Genomic DNA, 18978 nt, shown 5'->3' on the forward strand with positions numbered 1-18978 from the left:
CCATTCGCTGACGTCAGCGGTGCACTAGCGTGAAATCCGTTGGAGTTCACCGGGGTGAACCAGGATCCGGCCAAAGGAGGCCCACGTGAGTGACCACGATGTGCGCATGATCGTTCTGTCCACCGACGATCTCGACGAGTCGATCAGGTTCTACAGCGACACGTTGGGGATGGCGCTCAAATTCCGCGACGGGGCGCACTTCGCCGCGCTCGACGGCGGCTCCCTGACGCTAGCCCTCGCGACCGACGTCGACCACCCGATTCCCGGCAAGGTGGTCGTCGGGATCAAGACCGACGACGTCGACGGCGACGCAAAAGCGGTCGAGGAAAGCGGCGGCGCGATCATCAAGGGACCCTACGATGACGCGCACGAGCGTCGTGCCGTCGTATATGACAACAAGGGCAACGGCCTGGTGTTCTACAGCCCGCTTCCGCGCTGACGAGTGCAGCCACCCGACTCGTGGTCGGGTGGCTGCACCGATGTCGTCTTCACGACAACTTTCGTTCACATAACGCAACGACCATGTCCGAGTTCAGGAAATCGACGGATATGGGGAGAATGCGGATGCGACGACATCGGTACATGGCGGTCACCGCTGTGGTGTGTGCGACGACAGTGATGGCGGCGTGCAGTGGTGGCAGCGACGACGACACGGCCGGGCCGCTGCTGGATCCCGTTGCCAAGGGCACGCTTTCAGAACATGGAGGTGCGACCAGGGCAGGTGACGACCGCGGATCGCTCATTGCCGATTCCATCCGCAACTCGGGCGCGAAGAACGTCATCCTGCTGATCGGCGACGGAATGGGCGACTCGGAGATCACCGTCGCCCGCGACTACGCACAGGGCGCAGGCGGTACCTTCAGCGGTCTTGACGCGCTTCCCCTGACCGGTCAGTACACGCACTACTCGATCGACAAGGACGGAAAGCCCACCTACGTGACCGATTCGGCCGCGAGCGGTTCGGCATGGTCGACGGGCACCAAGACCTACAACGGTGCGATCTCGGTCGACATCGAGGGAGCCCCGCAGCAGACGCTGCTCGAGCTCGCCAAGAAGGCGGGTAAGGCGACCGGTGATGTGACCACCGCGGAGATCCAGGACGCGACACCAGCGGTGCAGGTCGCCCACGTCAGCAATCGCAAGTGCTACGGACCCGAGGAGACAGCCGAGAAGTGTCCGGACGATGCGCTGGACAAGGGCGGGAAGGGGTCGATCACCGAGCAACTCCTCGCGACCCGTGCAGATCTGGTCCTCGGCGGCGGTGCGAAGACATTCCAGCAGACCGCCACCGCGGGGCAGTACCGGGGCAAAACACTCGAGGTGCAGGCAAAGGAACGTGGCTATCAGATGGTTCGCAGCGCCGACGAGCTGAACGGTGTCACGGCTGCAAACCAGGACTCCCCAGTGCTGGGATTGTTCGCCGACGGCAACATGCCGGTCCGCTGGAACGGGCCCGTCGCGACCAAGGGTGGCTACCTCGAACCCGCCGCGACCTGCACCGACAACCCAGAACGCGGTGCGTCGACACCGAAGCTCGCGGACATGACCAAGAAATCGATCGACCTGCTCAAGGGCAACGACAAAGGATTCTTCCTGCAGGTGGAGGGTGCGTCGATCGACAAGCAGGATCACGCAGCCAATCCGTGCGGTCAGATCGGTGAGACTGTGGACCTCGACGAGGCCACGAAGGTGGCGCTCGACTACGCCAAGGACAACCGCGACACGCTGGTCATCGTGACCGCCGATCACGCGCACAGCAGTCAGATCGTCGAGACGATGACCGCCGAGGACGTCCAGGAGGCCGCCGACGACGCGAAGCTCCCCGTCCAGGTGGAAAGGGACGCGCTCTACCCCGGGCTGACGCGTGTACTGACGACCAAAGACGGTCAGCCACTCACGGTGTCTTACGGGACGTCGGACAATCTCGATGCCATGGATCAGGGACACACCGGTACGCAGTTGAGAGTCGCCGCGTACGGCCCGAGCGCAGCGAACGTCGTCGGGCTGACCGACCAGACGGATCTGTTCTTCACCATCTCCCGGGCGCTGGGACTTCCTTCGTCCTAGTCGGTGCGTCGTCCACGCCCGGCGGAGGCCGGGCGTGGGATCGACAACCGATTCGGTAGCGTGACGCGAGTGAACATCCGACGCCTGTTGCTACCTGTCGCCGCTGCCTCATTGACCATCGGACTCGCTGCGTGCGGGTCGGACTCCGATTCGGGTTCAGCCCAGTCGTCGCCGACATCCGCTGCCGCGGCGAGCTGTCCGACGGCGTCGCCGGCCGCATCGGCACAGCCCGAGTGGACCCTACGCGGAACCACGGGGAGCGTCGACGTCGTCGCCTCGACGTCGTCGACCGCACCGGCGGTGAAGGTGACGACTCCGTTCGCCGTGACCGACACCGAGGTCCACACCCTGCGAGAGGGCTCAGGGCCGGTCGTCGCCGACACCGCGACCGTTAGCGTGTGTTATGTCGGCGTCAACGGTCGGGATGGGAAGACGTTCGACAGCAGCTACACCGCTGGTACACCCGTACAGTTCTCGCTGGATCAGGTCGTGGTCGGGTTCAAGAAGGCGATCGCCGGCCAGAAAGTCGGCTCCTCGGTGGCCGTGGCAATGAACCCCGCGGACGGATATCCGGACGGCAATCCGGCGGCCGGGATCGACAAGGGCGACACCCTGGTCTTCGAGTTGACGATCGTTTCGGTCGACGGGTGACTTCGTCGACGGAAGACTCTGCTGGTCACGTCGTCGCGCCGGACAGCACCCTGAGTGCCAAGGCGGTCCTGCTGGCCAGCGCACTGGTCTGACCCTCGAGTCCGGACAGTCCGTCGCGAAGCTCTCCAGCGGCGTCCACCGCTCGCGCGGTGAGGTCGTACGAGGCATCGCCCGGCCGCAGTTCCACACGTGTGGTGATCCCGAGGACGTCGAGCCCGTCGGTCAGCCACCGCTCCACACGGACGCGACGGTTCTCGGGAAGCGCCGTGTCCCAGACATGTGACGTGATCGGACCGCGGATCACGAGGTGATCGATCGGAGTCCCGGAGGTCGCGCATGCCACGAGGAATCGGCGCTGTGACATATCGAGGAGGTGGGTGGGGTCGGCGCCATCGCGTATCGCTGCCACCATGGCGCCTGCGGGATGGTGAGTGCGTGCCGACGCTGTCAATTGCCGACTGCCGCCGCACCACCGCTCGGAGATCCGGTATTCGAGGTCGTCCCGGTCGAAGGGCGCGGCCCAATCGCCGGTAAGCCGATCACAGCTCTCGGGAAGCATCGTGACTGTCAGGTCGTCCCGGGCTCCCGACCGCAATCGGATCACCACCCTGCTGTCGTACAGCGGGGTGGGCGTGTCGGCCGATGCGTGGCGTGCCTCCGCGAACCAGAATCGACGCTGCTTCGCGTTGTCGATCCGACAGTCGAGGGCGTCGACGATGTCGTCGATCCCCGTGTCGATGTTGAGTGTGATGCTGATCGGGACGATCACGAATCACCTGTCGCTTTCTTTCTTCCGTGCGCATGACATCCTGCGCTTGTCCGATCCGGTGCGCCCTGCTGAAAGCGCGTGCCGGGACTGCGTGCCTGAACGCGTACCGACTGGGCTTCCAGTCTTTGTGAACCGCGTGGTGCTTTCACGAGTACCCGGCTACTCGAAAGCACCACCCGCGCTATGAGGTAGCCCGGTACGCATGCGGCAGCAGGTCGATCTCGGGGATACTCATCGCGACACGGTCGGTGTGCCCAAACGATCTGTAGCGGCAGTCACGCGGGCGAGCGGAAGAGGACTAGGTGGTCGATCAGAGAACTACCGTTGAACGAGTTCTGGCTTCGGCCGCGGAGAACGCCGACAGGCTGTTCGGGTGGTCGCGGCTCCCGAAACCACTGGCGCTGGCGGTATTGGTCGGGATTCGCAGCCAGCTACGGGCACTGAACCTCTTCGACACCGACCCCGACCCCGTCGCTCCGCTCGATCCGCCACTGAACCCGTCCGATCATCCGGGCCGCACGATCGACGGTCGGTTCGACAACCTCGAGCGACCCGACATGGGTTCGGTGGGTGCTCGTTTCGGGCGTAACGTGCCCATCGACGCGACGTGGCCGGAGACCGAGGACCGCGCACGTGAACCGAGCCCACGGGTGATCAGCGAGAAGCTCCTCGCCCGCACCGAGTTCCAACCGGCGTCGACCCTGAACCTTCTCGCGGCCGCGTGGATCCAGTTCCAGGTGCACGATTGGGTGAGCCACCTGACCCCGGTGGATCCCGAGCCGTGGCTGGTCGACCTCGAGCCCGACGACCCGTGGCCACACGCCAGGCCGATGCAGATTCCGCACACGCCTGCGCTTGACGGGCCCACCGACGTGCCACCGACCTTTGCCAACCGGGACACCCATTGGTGGGACGCCTCTCAGATCTACGGAGACACAGAGGAGTACGCCCGCGCAATCCGCGACACCGACGCGCAGGGCAATCTGCTCGCCACGATCGAACTCGCCGACGACGGATTACCCACGCTCGCCGCCGAGCAGTTGCTGGATCCGACCGGCCCTCAGGCGAACTCATGGCTGGGACTGGCACTGATGCAGTCGTTGTTCTTACGAGAACACAACACGATCTGCCGACGACTCACCGCAGCGCAGCCAGAGCTGGCCGACGACCAGCAGCGTCTGTACGACATTGCACGACTGGTCAATTCAGCGCTGATGGCCAAGATTCACACGATCGACTGGACTCCGGCGATCATCGCCCACCCAACGACCGTCACCGGTATGCGCGCGAACTGGTTCGGACTGCTCGGCGAGAAATTCACCACTCGCTTCGGCCGACTCGTCGACAGCGAGATCCTCTTCGGGATTCCGGGCGGGCGTACGGAACTCAACGGGGTGCCGTTCTCGCTGACCGAAGAGTTCATTTCCGTCTACCGCATGCATCCCCTGCTACCCGACGAGCTCGAGGTGCGCAGCGTCGCCACCGGACAGACGAGGCGCACGCACGCCCTCGCGGAGCTGCTCGTCGACCATGTGCACACCCGGATGGCCGAATCGTCGATGGCGGATCTGTTGTACTCGTTCGGCCGTGCCCATCCGGGTGCCCTCACATTGCAGAACTTCCCGGCGGCGCTACGGGACCTTGCCCGTCGGTCGGGCGAACCGATCGACCTCGCCACCGTCGACGTGTTGCGCAGCAGAGAACGAGGTGTCCCCCGCTACAACGAGTTCCGCCGACATTTCCGGCTCGCCCCGGCACGGAGCTTCGCCGATCTCACCGACAGACCCGAGTGGGCGGCGCAACTGGAACGGATCTACAGCACCGTCGACGATGTCGATCTGATGGTCGGGTTGTACGCCGAACGCAAACCTCGAGGTTTCGGCTTCTCGGACACCGCTTTTCGCGTCTTCATCCTGATGGCCTCACGCAGGATCGCCGCCGATCGATTCCTCACGACGGACTTCACCGCTGACTTCTACACCGAGGCCGGCATGGCATGGATTCGGGACAACTCGATGCGCACGGTCCTGCTGCGCCACTTCCCCACACTCACCCCGCTGCTCACCAAGATCGCGAACCCGTTCGCGCCCTGGCCCGCTACCTGATCATCGGCCGACAGATCGCCTGCCAAGAGACCAAAGCCGAAACATCGCTGCCACCTGACTCACCGAGAGGACTGGGATGAGCCCCGAGTACGTGCTGTTCACCCCGGATATGGAGAACGCGCCGCCGGACGAGGCCAAGGCGGTGGCGAGGATCGTGCAGACCCTGCACGCAAACAACGAGCACTCGTATGCCAAGTACAAGCGCGCGATTCGAGACGCTCACGCGAAAAGTCACGCCATACTGCGGGGTGAACTGGAGGTACACGCGAACCTGCCGGAGGAACTCGCCCAGGGATTGTTCGCGCAGCCACGCACCTATCCGGTCATCGCGCGTCTGTCGAGTACGTCCGGAGCGATCCGCACGGACCAGATGAGAGGTGTCCGTGGCCTGGGCATCAAGGTCATCGGTGTCGATCCAGGTGACAGGGCACTCCCCGGCGACACCGCGACCACCCAGGATTTCATCATGGTGACGCATCGTGAGTTTCTGTTCGCGGATGCGCAGGAGTATTCGACGAAGGGGATGATGACCGCCTGGGCGCTCGCGCGGGTCTCCGACCCCGTGCTCGCCATCGCCGAGAAGGGGTTGGCCTTCGTCGACGATCGGCTGCTGACCAAGATCGGGCACCCGCTGCCGGAGACCCTCAAGGTCTTCATCAAGGAGAACACTCACATTCTCGGCGAGACCTTCTACACGTCGGCGCCGCTGCGGTACGGCAGGTACGTCGCAAAGATGCTGTACGCACCGTCGTCGCCCGAGGTTCGCGCACTCGCGGGACAGCCGACTCCCGATTACCGCGGCGTCAACGCTTTGCAGGACATGACCGTCGACTTCTTTGATGTGCACGCCGCGGAATACGAATTGCGCGTGCAACTGTGCACGAATATCGATCGGATGCCGCTGGAGAATGCGAAGACCGCGTGGCCGGAGGACGAGTCTCCTCATCGGACCGTCGCCACGATACGGTTTCCCCGTCAGAACCCCTACACGCCGGCGCGACGCGCGTACGGCGACGACGTACTGTCGTTCAATTCCTGGCGGGGGCTCAAGGCCCACACGCCTCTCGGATCCATCAACAGACTCAAGCGTGAGGTGTACGACGCGTCGAGCAGATTCCGGCATCAGAAGAACAATGCACCGATGAGCGAGCCGAGCTCGGTTGCGGATTTACCCGACTGAGATCTTTTGGCGCTCGTTCGTTTCTTCGTCGTTCTATAATTCCCAACCATGGAAGGGCGGTGGCAACTTCTCGGCCGGCCCACCGAACAGCAGTTCATTCGTTCCGCGCTTCTCCGATCGGGGGGGCGTTGCGGCGTGGTGCTCGTCGGGCCGGCCGGCGTTGGCAAGACGACGCTCGCCCGCATGGTCACCGACACACTCGGCCGAAGCATCCGGTGGGCGGCGTGCACGGATTCGTCGCGGGCGATCCCACTCGGCGCCTTTGCCCCCTGGGTCACTCTCACCGCATCCCGCGACCCGATCGCGGCACTGGTGTCTGCTCGCGAGACGTTGCTCGCCGAACCGGGTACGGTCATCGGGATCGACGACGCCCACATGCTCGATCAACTCTCGGCGACGCTGCTGCACCAGATCGCGATGGATCGCAGCGCCCGCATCATCGCAACGGTGCGCACGGGTGAGTCGGTGCCCGATGCGGTGACGTCGCTGTGGAAGGACGGATACCTGCATCGCCTCGAACTGGAGAATCTCACCAGGGAGCAGTGTGCATCGCTGGTCGAGATGGTCCTCGGCGGGTCGCTGGAGGGCCTGAGTGCCGACGTCATCTGGGACTCGTCTGGCGGTAATCCGCTGTTCCTCCGCAACATGGTCGAGGGGGCGGTCGATTCAGGTGCGCTGTCGGAGGTCTCCGGGGTGTGGCAACTCCGCGGACCGACCGCTGTGCCATCGGGCCTGGTGGCGTTGTTGGACGACCGTCTCGATCGGGCGGGGCCCCTGGTCATCGACGCACTCAAGGTGCTGTCCCTGTACGAGCCGATGGACATCGACCTTCTCACCCGCATGGTCGGTGAGGAGCCGGTCGACGACGCCGAGACCTCCGGACTGATCAGGACGACCCGCGACGGCGACACGACCAACGTCCGATTCAGCCATCCGCTCTACGGCGACGTCGTCCGTCGCCGCATCAGCACGATCGCGGCTCGGCGGCTTCGCGCGCAGCTCGTCGACGAACTGCGCGACCACTCGCCTGACACCGCTGCCGACCGGATACGCCTCGCCCAACTGTGTGTAGACGCAGACCGCGAGGTCGACACCGACCTCCTGATCGCGGCGGCCAAGGATGCGATCTTCCTGGCGAACCTCCCGCTCGGGGAGCGCCTCGCGCGCATCGCCTACGAACACGACGGCAGCCTCACGGCGGGCGAACTACTGTCCCGAGCGATCATGTGGCAGGGCCGCATCGTCGAGGCCGACGCCGTGTTCACCGAGTTCGATCCCGAATCGTTCAACGAGTTCGAGCTCGTGGTCTGGGCGGTCTCGCGGATGAGCCTGATTTTCTGGATGCTCGGCGACGTCGAGGAGAGCCACCGCATGCTCGACCTCCTCAACGAGAAGGTCCAGCACCCGACGTTGCGTCTCGTCGTCGACGCGGTCGCCGCCGCAATGGCCGTGCACGAGAACCGCATCGAGGAGGGGATCGCACTCGCCGAGCATGTCCTGGAGAGTCCCAACGCGCCGTCGCAGGCGATCGACTTCGCCGCGTTCGGTGCCGGTCTGGCCATGCCGATCGCAGGCCGGGGACGTGACTACGCGCCGTATGCCGAACGTACACGTGCGAAGCAGAAGGCGACCGACGGAATGATCAGCGTCATGGTCCGCTACTGCGACGTTTTGGCGCTCACGATGGTGGGTGATCTCGCAGAAGCTCGGGCGCGCGCCGACGAGTACACACAGTTCTCGTCGTCTGGTCAGTTCCTCGGGTGGGCGATCGCCAAGATCATGGCCGGAGTGGCCGCAACCTACAGTGGGTCGTTTCGCGAGGCGATCAGCGAGTTCGAGCAGGCACTTGCCGCGCTCAACGCCAAACAGCCACTCCCCTGGCGTCTGCCGGGACGGTTGATCCTGGTGCGCGCCTATGCTGCGCTCAACGACGTCGACAACGCCGAACGCGTCCTCCGCGACGCGGACGAACACCGGGGCGCACACCTGGCGCTGCACGAGTCGCAACGCGTCCTTGCGCGAGCGTGGATCGCCGCGGCGCAGGGCGCAGAACGCACCGCGATCGAGCACGCCCATCATGCCGCACAGATCGCGCGCGACTCGGGCCAGCACGCGCTCGAGGCGGAGGCCCTGCACCACGCGACACGCTTCGGCGACAAAACCACGGTGGCGCGACTCCTCGAGCTCGCGCCACTCCTACAAGGGGATCTGGGTCCCGTCTACGTGCGCCATGCCGAGGCGTTCGCTGCGGGTGATCCGGATGAGTTGGCTTTGGCGTCAGACGAATTCGAGAAAGCGGGCTTGCTTCTTTCTGCTGCAGACGCGGCCGCTCAGGCGGCGAAGTCGTACGAGAGCGCCGGTCGACGCGGCGATGCGACCGCGTACTCGGCCAGAGTCCTCGCGCTGTCGAAGAGGTGCGACGGTGCGACAACACCCGCGATTCGAGCGACGGCGCGACCGTTGCCGATCACCGCGCGTGAACGCGAGATCGCGGTGCTCATCGGACGGGGCCTGACCAATCGTGAGATCGCCGAGCGACTGACCGTGTCCGTGCGCACGGTCGAAGGTCACATCTATCGGGCGTGTATCAAGCTCGACGTCGCCGACCGCGAGTCGCTCTCCCACGTCGTCAACGAGTCATTCGGCGGATGATGTCATGACCGCGGGACGCCCTGGAGTCATGTGGTGGCAGCATTTGTCAGTGTCGTCCACAGGGAAATCACGCAGATCGAGATGATCTCGTCGATCGAGTCATCCGACATGGTGCCGGTGATGAAGAACTCGTGTCGTGCGAGGTCGAAGGGCAGTGCCGCCGCGCGCGGCGCAAGTGCACCCGGTCCCAGCTCTCCTCGTTCGCGTGCGCGCTCGAAGGTTGGAGCCATCACATCGTCGACGTGGCTGGTGATGAGCCGCAGCAGCGCATCGGTGGACCCGACAGGCAGATCGGCGAGGAGCGATCGGATCGTCTCCGAACCGATCTCGGTCAACCGCGCCCGCATGCGGACCAGGATGGTGTAGAGGTCGGTCGACAGTGATCCGGTGTCCGGGACCGAGAGGACTTCTCTGGCGACGTCGACCATCGCCGACATGACCATCTCGACCTTGGTGTCCCACCGTCGATACAGCACGGTCTTGCTGGTTCCCGCCGCGGCCGCGACGCTCGACACCTCGGCCAGAACGGGGCCGCCTGTCGGCGTCAAGGTGATCGCCGTCGTCATCGGCACGGCGGTGCTGCTGTCGGTGATGGTCACGATGTTCGCTCTGCCCGCAGCGAGGTCCGCACCGCATCACATCCCGATCGGGGTGGTCGGGTCAGCGCAGGCTGCCGATGAGATCGGTCATCTCATGGGCGAGTCATTCGACGTGACGAGCTACGCCGACGAATCCGTCGCACATGACGCCATCGAGTCGCGCGAGGTATACGGCGCACTCGTCGTTTCCCCTGGATCGGAACTCACGGTGCTGGTCGCCACTGCCGCGAGTCCAACGGTGGCAACGATGATCGAGACGCTGGGACAGCGCGTCGCCGATGCGACTCACATCGGGCACCGCGTCGTCGACGTCCGCAGTTTCCCCGCGAAGGATTCGCACGGGGCGGGTCTTGCGGCTGGGGCACTACCGCTTGCGCTCGGTGGGTGGATCAGTGCAATGGTGATCATGCTGGTCATCCCATCTGCGGGTGGGCGCATCCTCGCGGCACTCGGCGTGTCGGTGGTGGGTGGCTTCGTCCTGATAGCGATTCTGCAATTCGCGGTCGGCACGTTCGACGGAAACTACTGGCTGACCTCGCTCGCAGGCATGCTCGGCATCGCGGCAACCTGTTTCGCGGTTCTCGGGCTTCGCGAGGCGCTCGGTGGTGCCGGTCTCGTCCTCGCAGCCATCGCGCTGATCCTGCTGGGTAACCCGCTTTCCGGGCTCTCGAGTGCACCCGAGATGCTGCCGACACCCTGGGGGGCCGTCGGTCAGCATCTGCCGCCCGGGGCGACTGGTTCACTTCTGCGCAATGTCGTCTTCTTCGACGGTAACGCGATCGCTCGACCGCTGATCGTGCTGTTCTGCTGGCTGGTCGGCGGCATCGTCCTCTACGGACTGGGCCTGATGCGCGAGCGACGCAAGCATGTCGCGGATGTCGACGTTGTCGAGTTCGGTTATCGGGAGAGCGTCGACGCCTGACGGTTGGCGACGACGGCGATGTGACATGTTCGCTGCCATTTTGGGTGAACACTTGTACTCTGGAGTCCGTGACTAGCGTTGACGACGCCGCTCCGCGCGAGGTGGCGGCACTAACACAGCTCGGGCTGAGAGAACTCGCCGCTGCCACTCGTGGCGTCGCCAAGCTGCACCATGCGGTCTCCGACTGTCTGTTCGCGGTATCCGATCGGGTCGGTGGGACGTCGAGTCGATCGGCGCACCTGCTGCATGACACCGTGACACATGCGACCTACGGGACCGTGTCGTCGCTTTTCGAGGCGATCGCCAACGTCGGTGCGGCGCTTCCGGAACCGCGACGCGCGCCGTCGCAGAGCGCGCGAGGCGCGTCCGTGCTCGGAGTGCTCGATGGGCTGATCGGCGATTCCCTCGCCGAAGAGCGGTCATCGCTTGCGCAGACGATGTCGGTCCGGGTCGACGGCGCGCCGGTTCCGGTGAGGACGGAATCGCTCCGAGCGGCCTTTCCCGGGGCGACGGGTCACGTAGTCGTGTTCCTCCACGGCCTCATGGAGTCCGAGTTCGCATGGGACAGAGGCGAGCGTCCGAGCTACGGTCGTCGACTCACCGCGGACATCGGAGCGACCGAGGTACGCGTGCGCTTCAACACCGGCCGACACATCAGTGACAACGGCCGAGAACTTGCGGCACTGCTCGAGGCGCTCGTCCTCCAATGGCCGGTGCCTGCCACGCGTGTGACGTTGGTCGGGCACTCGATGGGAGGGTTGGTGATCCGCAGTGCGTGTCATGCAGCGAGTGCCGAAGGTGCGTACTGGTGTGAAGTGGTCACCGACACCGTGGCCCTGGGCACACCGCACTACGGTGCCCCACTGGCCCGGACGGTGCACATGGCCACCGGGATACTGAGATCTGCATCGGTGACCTCGCCGCTCGGGAATCTGCTCGCCCGACGAAGCGCAGGCGTTCGCGATCTGTTCCACGGAAGCCTGACCGACGACGATTGGAGCGGGCGGGATCCGGATGCCTTCCGCCAGCAACCCGCCGCGGCGATACCTCTGCTTCCTCGGGCACGGCACCTGTTCGTCACCGCATCGCTCACCCGCAACCCGAATCATCCGGTAAGCAGGTTGATCGGCGACGGATTGGTTCTGACGCCGAGTGGACGTGGCGAGAGTCGCTCCCGCAGAGTCGGATTCAGCATCGACCACGGTCTTCATCTGGGCGGCGCCAATCATTTCACGTTGCTCAACAACGACGACGTCTACCGCTGGTTGCGTGAGCACCTGCGTCCGAGGCTCGCGTTGCCGCCGGGACGCGGCGCCCAAAACGCAGCGAACACGCGGATCGCCTGAGACCATCCCCGTATGGGGAGAAGGGTGTCGCTGGCGGTCATCGCCGCAGCATACGTCGTTGGGCTGGCGGTGGCGGTCGCCTGGCTGACGTGGGGACCGAGTGTCGGGCAGCTCTGGGCGGACACGCTAATCGCCGATGTCCTCGCGACTCTGGTGATCTTCGTGGTCAGCCGCGCGGTCGGCAATTCGAGCTGCTACGACGCCTATTGGAGCGTCGTGCCCGTCTTCCTGCTGCTGTACTGGTGGCTCGAAGGCGACGCCAGACACGCCGGCGGCCCCGCAAGATGGCGATGTGCGTTGTTGGCGATCGTCGTGGTGATCTGGGCCGTGCGGCTGACAGTGAACTGGTGGCGATCATTTCCCGGTCTCGTCCACGAGGATTGGCGTTATCCACTGTTGCGTCAGCGTGCGGGTCGTCTCGCGTTCCTCGCGGATCTGTTCGCCATCCACCTCATCCCCACGCTGCAGGTGTTCCTCGCGATGGTCCCGGCCTACGTCGCACTCACCCGACCCGACGACGGACTGGTGTGGTTGTGCGTGGTGGCGTTCGTCGTCGGTCTCGGAGCCGTCGCCCTCGAATCGGCTGCCGATCGGCAGTTGCGGTTGTTCCGTCGCACGAGCGAGCCGGGCCAGACCATCGACGTCGGCGTCTGGGCCTGGTCGCGGCACCCGAACTACTTCGGCGAGTTCATGTTCTGGGTGTCTGTATTCCTGTTCGGCATCGCAGCGGCACCAGCGGACGCCTGGTGGCTGTGGCTGGGAGCCGCTGCGATGCTCGGGATGTTCCTCGGGGCGAGCATCCCGATGATGGAGCAGCGGAGTCTGGAACGACGTGTCTCGTATGCCGCCGTCATCGAACGCGTCCCGATGTTCGTGCCGTTGCCCCCGAAAGGCATCCGAGCCGTCGACGATTCGCAGCCGGCGAAGTGAGCATGACGAAGCGCGCCGCAGATCACGTCGTCACCCCGGGCCGGCGAGTTGTGGTCGCGGGCATGGGCGACTCCGGTGTTCTCACCGCGATCCACCTCGCTCGACGTACCGATGTCGTGGGGGTCTCGGTACGGCCTGCGTTGGTCAGCGGGCAGGAGCTCGGCCTCCGCGTCGCCTTTCCGGACGAGTGGGCGCGCGATTACCGTGTCGACTTCGACCGCTTTCGTCGACTCGACAGAGTCGACATCCGTCATGGGCAGATCTGCGCACTGGACCCCGACCGCAAGGTGATACGCCTACGCACACCAACGGGCCAGATGGGTTCACTCGCCTACGACGCACTCGTGATCGCGACGGGCGTCGCCAATGGGTTCTGGCGACGCCCGGTCCTGGAGGGCATCAGCGACGTCGACGACGCCCTCCTCGACGTCCACGCGCGTCTGGCGCAGGCCAGGTCGATCGCGGTCGTCGGTGGGGGTGCTGCGGCGGTGAGTTCGGCCGCGCAACTCAGTCGACGCTGGCCGGGTAAGGCGGTCGCGCTCTACCATCCCGGCGTCCTCCCCCTCCCCCGACACCATGACCGCACGCGACAACAGGTCGCCCGGCGCCTGGCAGCGCTCGGTGTGGACCGTCACGGCCAACACCGAGCGGTGTTGCCATCCGACGCAGAACTGGCCGCGATCGGCAGCGGGTCGATCTCATGGCAGACCGATCAACCCCCGGTCGAGGCGGACGCGATCATCTGGGCGGTGGGCCGTGTCGCTCCCAACACGTCGTGGCTGCCGTCGGACATGCTGACCGACAGGGGGTTCGTGCGAGTCGACGCCGACCTCGGGGTCCCTGGCCGGCGTGGCGTGTTCGCGGTCGGTGATGTCGCCGATTCGGATCCGCTCCGTGGTTCAGCCCGCAATCGTGCGGACCGTCTCGTGGCGAGCAACGTCGTCGCATACCTCGACGGGCGGCCCACGCGCCGCTACCGCCCGCGCGAACATCGCTGGGGATCGGTGTTCGGGCCCAGCGACAACGGACTGGACGTGTTCTCCCCCGGTGGCGTTCGGTTCCGCTTTCCGCGTTGGAGTATCGACACCGTGGTGCAGCCGCTGGTCGTGCGGCGTGGGATCTACGGCGGAGTCCGTCGCGGGCGCACCGTCAGTGCGCGGTGTCCGGATCGAGGGTGATCCGCACTCGTACCGAACCGTCGTCCGCCCTCACGGACTGGCCGTGCCCGGTCCGTGTCGCCCCGTCGAGTGTCACCGAGACCGGTGCCCCGTCTCCGGTGAAATTGCGCCACCAGGACTTGCGATCGGGCATCGCGACGCCGATGGTGACCGTGTCGCCGGATCGCTTGTAGTTTGCCGGGAAATGCACATGCTTACCCGACTTACGTCCCGTATAGGACACCTCGGTGAACACCCTGCCGAGTAGCCCGTCGAGGACCGGGACATGGAGGAGCGGCACCACCGCACGATTCATCACTCCTGCGACCCGTTGAAACGTGGTTGTGTCAGCCATGGGCTCTCTTTGCCGCAACGGGTTGAGTCGGTTCGATGATCAGAGTGCGAGTCGCAAGCGCGGGTGCGCGCACGGTGGCCACCCGGGTGTCGGGCTTACGGCCACTGCGCACCCGCGATACGGTGAATCCCGCTGCGACCAACCGTGCATGGGTTACCTCGATATCGTCTGTCGCCCAGGCGATTCCCCAGAGGGAGACTTCCGGCGACAAGGGCCTCGATGCCACAGCCGAATCCGTCGGCATCACGGAGCTGGTGTCCTCAGGCGTTACAAGGACTTCGATGATGAGATCGTCGGCACGGAAGAACAACTGGCGCAGTCCGTCGGACACGGGCCTGTCGAGACGGAAATCGAGGCCGAGCGATGCGCCGAACAATGCGACTGCGTGGTCGCGACCCGCGGCCTGGAAGACGAGATGATCGATGCCGAGGATGTCATCCGCCCCAGCCCCGTCATGAGCTCGCGGAGTCCGGTCCTCGGTGACGCCGACAGGAAGTCCGTCGACGCCAACCGTCACGGCGTCGCTCGAATGGACTTCGAGTCCTCGTCGCTGCAGCAGCGTCTGCCACGACGCGACGTCGTCGACGCCGAACAGCACACGATGCGTCGATCGAGCACCGTCGAGTCGCACCGCCGCGTTGGTGGTGTCGTACTGGAACGCCGCGGCATCGCGGCCGAAGAAGCGACGGTAAGCGGCGACGGAACCGGATGCGTCGTCGACCGCCAATTCGACGACGGTCATGAGCGCTTCCGCCTGCGGTGCGGGTCAGGGATCTCGACAGCTCGGCTCGTGAGATGCCAGGAGCCACATACGCATTCGTAGGGTCGCAGCGTCGGTGCCGAACGTCCGGCCGCTCGGATACGAGCAATCGCGTCGTCGACCGCACGCACGTCGCGATAGGCGTCCTTCTCCGGAGTGGGGCAGATCGCCGATCGAGCAGGTGATCGGCGTCTGCGTCGACCGGATCGGGTACCGGCCTCTATTCGCCGATAGAACTCGTCGAGCTCATCGTCGGCGAAGGGCGGCAACGTAATTCCTCTCGTCGTACCCGATTGTGTCGCGACCTCGGTGCGGCCCGTGTCAGCGGGCCATCCAGATCCTGTTCCTCACCACCTCGCGCATGCGAGCGAGCTGGCCCTTCGACAGGGTAACCGGTGGCTCGGCATTGAGCAGGTTCTCGACCTGGGTGAAGAAATCCCGATCGGTCAGTCCGAACTGCGAGGAGATCTCGCGCGACGAACCGCCACCGAGTGCATACCAGTTCTGCTCGAAGTCGAGCATCTGACGTTGCATCGGATCCATGAAGCACTCACTTTGATTGGGGTGTTGTCTGTATTGATCTGGTGTGATGTGTGCGGACCGGCCCCGGCCATTGGTTGTCACCGGCCATTCGTCGTCCCTGAGCTGGAAAGCGAGCCACCGCCGTCAACGTCCTTTCTACACTCGGGCCGGTCCGAGGGACACCGATTTCGTCACGCGTCGGCGAAACCATTGGAGGTCGATCTCGCGACCAACGAATGAACGGCACCCTATGCTGAGGACATGGCCGAGCATCCGGGACACAAGACCCCTGCCACGTCGTCTGTTTCGTCGTCGACACCCACGCCGGCAGATGACACGGGCGTGACCGTCAGCTCGACGTCGACACAGCCCGAGCCGTCGTTCTCCGATCGACTCAAGAAGGGCGGTCGCAAATTCCTCTTCGTCGCGCTCGCCATTGCGATCGCGGTGATCGTCTATTTCATCCTCGCGGCATTTCTGCCGAGGTGGTGGGCCGAGCAGATCGGTCGCAACGTCGACGGTTCGATGGGACGAGGAATCGGCAGTGGTCTGTCGATCGGTTTCGTCTGCACGTTCATCCCGATCTCGCTGCTCGTCCTCGCCGTAGCCCTTCGCGGCAAGATGAAGAACGTCCTCTCGATCCTGTGCGTGGTGATCGGCGTCGTGGTCGCCATTCCCAATCTCCTCACGCTGAGTATCCAGGTGGGCGGCAACAACGCCGCGCACGCGGGCACGCAGATTCTCAACGTCAGGGCCCCGGGGTTTCGAGCAGCCAGCCTGTGGGGCGTCATCATCGCCGTGGTGGTCGCTCTGCTGCTGACCGCCTTTGTCGTGATGTATCGACGCAGAGGCAAGAAGCTGCGCCGTTCCGATGGCGCCGGCACGAAGAAGGGGTGACCCGATGTCGGGTCAGCGCTCGGACGGATCGGTGGTATCCGCCGATGCCGCCGATGGGGTGTCTGCCCGATCCTCCGATGTCTTCCGCTCGCGTGCCTCGACGGCGCGGCGTTGATCGCGGCGATTGGCCACGACACTGCTGAACAGTGCGGCACTGATGAAGACGACGCCGATCAGTCCCGTCACCACATCGTTGATGTGGAACTCAATGCTCAATAGCAGGATCACGGCCAGCGCGCCGATGGCCCAGTGGGCTCCGTGCTCGAGATAGCGATACGACGCCAGGGTTCCCGTTCGGACCAGGTAGATCGTGATGGAGCGCACGAACAGCGCGCCGATGAATCCGAGTCCGAGCGCGATGATGATCGGATCCGCCGTGATCGCGAACGCCCCGATGACGCCGTCGAAGGAGAACGACGCATCGAGGACCTCGAGATAGAGGAACAGGAAGAAGCCCGCTTTGCCCGCCGCTTTCGCACCTTCTGACGGCCCGCTGTCGCGAAATTCCGAGTCGGACTGGAACAGCGCACTCAACCCGTCGACCAACAGATAAGTCACCATGCCGAGTATCCCGGCGATCAGAACGGTCGAACGGATCGAATCCGGCGCGAGGAACTCGGCCACGAGCACGAGCGTCACCGAGGCGAGGACGACCGGCAACGCGTTGAGTCGACCGATCTTCGACAGCGGACGCTCCAACCAGGTCAACCACGTGATGTCGCGATTGCTCAGGATGAAATTGAGAAAGAGCATCAGCAAGAACATTCCGCCGAACGCGGCGATCTGCGGGTGCGCGTCGGTGAGGATCGTCTCGTAGCTGGGACTTCCGTCGACAAACCGGTCAGCACCCTCGGGCGGCGGGTTCATCGCGAGTCGGAACGCCTCGACCGGGTTGAGCCCCGCGGTCACCCACACGATCAGCAGCGGGAACAACAAGCGCATCCCGAAGACCGCGATGATCATGCCGACCGTCAGGAACATCTTCTGCCAGAACGCACTCATCCTCTCCAGGACGGTGGCATTGATGACCGCGTTGTCGAAGGACAGTGAGATCTCGAGTACGCCCAGAATGGCGGCGAGCGCCACGGCCTCCCACCCGCCGTAGACGAAGGCGACGACGAGCGCGAGGATCGTGACGACGAACGACAGCCCGAAGATGCGAGCGATCACCGGAGTCGCTCAGCCGCTTTGGCGAGCGTTACGACCTCAGCTGCGAGATCGGCGAGCGTGCTGGTGTCGGCTTTCTCGTCCACAGCGGTCGCCAGATCCTCTGCCGCACAGCGGAGCGCAAAGAGTCGATCGCCGAAATCGTTCACCTCGGTCGGCGTGAGGATGACGGCGTCGGCGGGAATAGAAGTACCCTCGGTCAGCGCTCTCTGTTCGTAGGCACGTTGACGGCACGACCGTTTGCAGTATTTGCGTCGACGCCCGAGCTCGGAGTCGACCATCGTCTGACCACACCAGGCGCAGGCGTAGGGGCGCCGACGCGATCGGGCTGCTCCGGTTGTCGTGTGCTCCACGCACTTGACCGTACCCAACACCCGCCGGGTCGGTTCGCTGCGGCACGTGTGGTGCGTGTCGATCGCTCTGATGTGGGCCGGATGCCGGCAGCGCGTAGAATGGGAGTGTTGAGCGTTCGCCAACGCTCGAGAAACGAGAGGACACCGCCAAATGGCAGATCGAGTACTTCGGGGCAGCCGCCTCGGCGCGGTGAGCTATGAGACCGATCGTGACCACGATCTCGCACCGCGACGAATCGTCCAGTACCGAACCGACAACGGGGAGATCTTCGACGTTCCGTTCGCCGACGACGCCGAGGTCCCGTCGAAGTGGCCGTGCAAGAACGGCATGGAGGGCACGATCCTCGAGGGTGCCGAGCCCGAAGAGAAGAAGGTCAAGCCCCCGCGCACCCACTGGGACATGCTGCTCGAGCGTCGTAGCGAAGAGGAGTTGGAGGTACTGCTCAACGAGCGCCTCGATCTTCTCAAGCAGCGTCGCCGCGGCGTCACGAACTGACCGGTCGATGAACTGATATAGACCACAGCATGAACCACTCAGCCGGGTGG

The 18978-nt window shown here is 64.8% G+C and carries 20 protein-coding genes; 12 read left to right on the forward strand and 8 right to left on the reverse strand.

Features of this window, described 5'->3' with window-relative positions:
• The first annotated feature begins 85 nt into the window (after positions 1-85).
• The 3 genes from LK459_RS21190 to LK459_RS21200 all read left to right on the forward strand — a co-directional run bounded on the left by LK459_RS21190 (position 86) and on the right by LK459_RS21200 (position 2718).
• Complete coding sequence (locus LK459_RS21190) at positions 86-439, forward strand: VOC family protein (RefSeq protein ID WP_007237941.1); 354 nt, start codon at positions 86-88, stop codon at positions 437-439.
• A 125-nt stretch (positions 440-564) separates the two neighbouring features.
• A complete protein-coding gene (gene phoA, locus LK459_RS21195; protein ID WP_039993721.1) occupies positions 565-2067 on the forward strand; it encodes an alkaline phosphatase in 1503 nt (500 codons plus the stop codon).
• 117 nt (positions 2068-2184) lie between these two features.
• Complete coding sequence (locus LK459_RS21200; protein ID WP_227923930.1) at positions 2185-2718, forward strand: FKBP-type peptidyl-prolyl cis-trans isomerase; 534 nt, start codon at positions 2185-2187, stop codon at positions 2716-2718.
• 25 nt (positions 2719-2743) lie between these two features.
• Here the strand turns inward: LK459_RS21200 and LK459_RS21205 are convergent, their stop codons facing one another.
• Positions 2744-3487, reverse strand: a complete 744-nt coding sequence (locus LK459_RS21205) for a hypothetical protein (protein ID WP_227920594.1) — start codon at positions 3485-3487, stop codon at positions 2744-2746.
• A gap of 302 nt (positions 3488-3789) precedes the next feature.
• On the opposite strand from LK459_RS21205, the gene LK459_RS21210 reads away from it, so the two are divergent.
• From LK459_RS21210 to LK459_RS21220, 3 genes are all read left to right on the forward strand, one after another.
• On the forward strand, positions 3790-5592 hold the full coding sequence (locus tag LK459_RS21210; RefSeq protein WP_227920596.1) for a peroxidase family protein: 1803 nt from the start codon (positions 3790-3792) through the stop codon (positions 5590-5592).
• Positions 5593-5668: 76 nt separating this feature from the next.
• Positions 5669-6772: a catalase family protein gene (locus LK459_RS21215; protein WP_227920597.1), complete on the forward strand. Its 1104-nt coding sequence runs from the start codon at positions 5669-5671 to the stop codon at positions 6770-6772.
• 48 nt (positions 6773-6820) lie between these two features.
• Positions 6821-9424 (forward strand): LuxR C-terminal-related transcriptional regulator, encoded by a 2604-nt coding sequence (locus tag LK459_RS21220; RefSeq protein ID WP_227920599.1) that lies wholly within the window; start codon positions 6821-6823, stop codon positions 9422-9424.
• 26 nt (positions 9425-9450) lie between these two features.
• Here LK459_RS21220 and LK459_RS21225 read toward each other — a convergent pair whose 3' ends face one another.
• Positions 9451-9861: a TetR-like C-terminal domain-containing protein gene (locus LK459_RS21225; protein ID WP_227920601.1), complete on the reverse strand. Its 411-nt coding sequence runs from the start codon at positions 9859-9861 to the stop codon at positions 9451-9453.
• Between LK459_RS21225 and LK459_RS21230 the strand changes: the two genes are divergently transcribed.
• From LK459_RS21230 to LK459_RS21245, 4 genes are all read left to right on the forward strand, one after another.
• Positions 9860-10945, forward strand: coding sequence for a hypothetical protein (locus tag LK459_RS21230; protein WP_227920603.1), 1086 nt, complete (start codon positions 9860-9862; stop codon positions 10943-10945). The two genes, LK459_RS21225 and LK459_RS21230, sit on opposite strands and share 2 nt — an antisense overlap.
• A gap of 68 nt (positions 10946-11013) precedes the next feature.
• On the forward strand, positions 11014-12291 hold the full coding sequence (locus LK459_RS21235; RefSeq protein ID WP_227920604.1) for a lipase family alpha/beta hydrolase: 1278 nt from the start codon (positions 11014-11016) through the stop codon (positions 12289-12291).
• A 12-nt stretch (positions 12292-12303) separates the two neighbouring features.
• Complete coding sequence (locus LK459_RS21240) at positions 12304-13221, forward strand: DUF1295 domain-containing protein (RefSeq protein WP_227920606.1); 918 nt, start codon at positions 12304-12306, stop codon at positions 13219-13221.
• A 2-nt stretch (positions 13222-13223) separates the two neighbouring features.
• On the forward strand, positions 13224-14399 hold the full coding sequence (locus LK459_RS21245; protein WP_227920608.1) for an FAD-dependent oxidoreductase: 1176 nt from the start codon (positions 13224-13226) through the stop codon (positions 14397-14399).
• Here LK459_RS21245 and LK459_RS21250 read toward each other — a convergent pair.
• The 4 genes from LK459_RS21250 to LK459_RS21265 are packed head-to-tail and all read right to left on the reverse strand — an operon-like array spanning position 14371 to position 16036.
• Positions 14371-14733, reverse strand: a complete 363-nt coding sequence (locus LK459_RS21250; protein WP_227920609.1) for a hypothetical protein — start codon at positions 14731-14733, stop codon at positions 14371-14373. The two genes, LK459_RS21245 and LK459_RS21250, sit on opposite strands and share 29 nt — an antisense overlap.
• Positions 14726-15475 carry a VOC family protein gene (locus LK459_RS21255; protein WP_227920611.1) on the reverse strand — a complete coding sequence of 250 codons (750 nt, stop codon included), beginning with the start codon at positions 15473-15475 and terminating at the stop codon, positions 14726-14728. Before LK459_RS21255 ends, LK459_RS21250 begins: the two co-directional genes overlap by 8 nt.
• Complete coding sequence (locus tag LK459_RS21260; protein ID WP_227920613.1) at positions 15472-15762, reverse strand: hypothetical protein; 291 nt, start codon at positions 15760-15762, stop codon at positions 15472-15474. Before LK459_RS21260 ends, LK459_RS21255 begins: the two co-directional genes overlap by 4 nt.
• Before the next feature lie 52 nt (positions 15763-15814).
• Positions 15815-16036, reverse strand: a complete 222-nt coding sequence (locus LK459_RS21265) for a DUF3263 domain-containing protein (RefSeq protein ID WP_007237927.1) — start codon at positions 16034-16036, stop codon at positions 15815-15817.
• A gap of 240 nt (positions 16037-16276) precedes the next feature.
• Here LK459_RS21265 and LK459_RS21270 point away from each other — a divergent pair, with 240 nt between their 5' ends.
• A complete protein-coding gene (locus LK459_RS21270; RefSeq protein ID WP_227920615.1) occupies positions 16277-16912 on the forward strand; it encodes a hypothetical protein in 636 nt (211 codons plus the stop codon).
• Positions 16913-16924: 12 nt separating this feature from the next.
• Here LK459_RS21270 and LK459_RS21275 read toward each other — a convergent pair whose 3' ends face one another.
• Together LK459_RS21275 and LK459_RS21280 are read right to left on the reverse strand one after the other, a co-directional pair.
• Positions 16925-18082: a DUF475 domain-containing protein gene (locus tag LK459_RS21275; RefSeq protein ID WP_227920616.1), complete on the reverse strand. Its 1158-nt coding sequence runs from the start codon at positions 18080-18082 to the stop codon at positions 16925-16927.
• Positions 18079-18360, reverse strand: coding sequence for a hypothetical protein (locus LK459_RS21280; protein WP_007237924.1), 282 nt, complete (start codon positions 18358-18360; stop codon positions 18079-18081). Before LK459_RS21280 ends, LK459_RS21275 begins: the two co-directional genes overlap by 4 nt.
• Before the next feature lie 223 nt (positions 18361-18583).
• On the opposite strand from LK459_RS21280, the gene LK459_RS21285 reads away from it, so the two are divergent.
• Positions 18584-18928, forward strand: a complete 345-nt coding sequence (locus LK459_RS21285) for an RNA polymerase-binding protein RbpA (protein WP_005173696.1) — start codon at positions 18584-18586, stop codon at positions 18926-18928.
• Positions 18929-18978: the final 50 nt, after the last annotated feature.

This window comes from Gordonia otitidis (assembly GCF_020735545.1).
In the GTDB taxonomy this organism is placed as follows: domain Bacteria; phylum Actinomycetota; class Actinomycetes; order Mycobacteriales; family Mycobacteriaceae; genus Gordonia; species Gordonia otitidis.

Coding starts and splice junctions, on each gene's coding strand:
- phoA (WP_039993721.1), top strand. CDS start 565: ATGCGACGACATCGGTACATGGCGGTCACCGCTGTGGTGTGTGCGACG.
- LK459_RS21215 (WP_227920597.1), top strand. CDS start 5,669: ATGAGCCCCGAGTACGTGCTGTTCACCCCGGATATGGAGAACGCGCCG.
- LK459_RS21220 (WP_227920599.1), top strand. CDS start 6,821: ATGGAAGGGCGGTGGCAACTTCTCGGCCGGCCCACCGAACAGCAGTTC.
- LK459_RS21230 (WP_227920603.1), top strand. CDS start 9,860: ATGACCATCTCGACCTTGGTGTCCCACCGTCGATACAGCACGGTCTTG.
- LK459_RS21225 (WP_227920601.1), bottom strand. CDS start 9,861: ATGTCGGCGATGGTCGACGTCGCCAGAGAAGTCCTCTCGGTCCCGGAC.
- LK459_RS21240 (WP_227920606.1), top strand. CDS start 12,304: ATGGGGAGAAGGGTGTCGCTGGCGGTCATCGCCGCAGCATACGTCGTT.
- LK459_RS21245 (WP_227920608.1), top strand. CDS start 13,224: ATGACGAAGCGCGCCGCAGATCACGTCGTCACCCCGGGCCGGCGAGTT.
- LK459_RS21250 (WP_227920609.1), bottom strand. CDS start 14,733: ATGGCTGACACAACCACGTTTCAACGGGTCGCAGGAGTGATGAATCGT.
- LK459_RS21255 (WP_227920611.1), bottom strand. CDS start 15,475: ATGACCGTCGTCGAATTGGCGGTCGACGACGCATCCGGTTCCGTCGCC.
- LK459_RS21265 (WP_007237927.1), bottom strand. CDS start 16,036: ATGGATCCGATGCAACGTCAGATGCTCGACTTCGAGCAGAACTGGTAT.
- LK459_RS21270 (WP_227920615.1), top strand. CDS start 16,277: ATGGCCGAGCATCCGGGACACAAGACCCCTGCCACGTCGTCTGTTTCG.
- LK459_RS21280 (WP_007237924.1), bottom strand. CDS start 18,360: ATGGTCGACTCCGAGCTCGGGCGTCGACGCAAATACTGCAAACGGTCG.
- LK459_RS21285 (WP_005173696.1), top strand. CDS start 18,584: ATGGCAGATCGAGTACTTCGGGGCAGCCGCCTCGGCGCGGTGAGCTAT.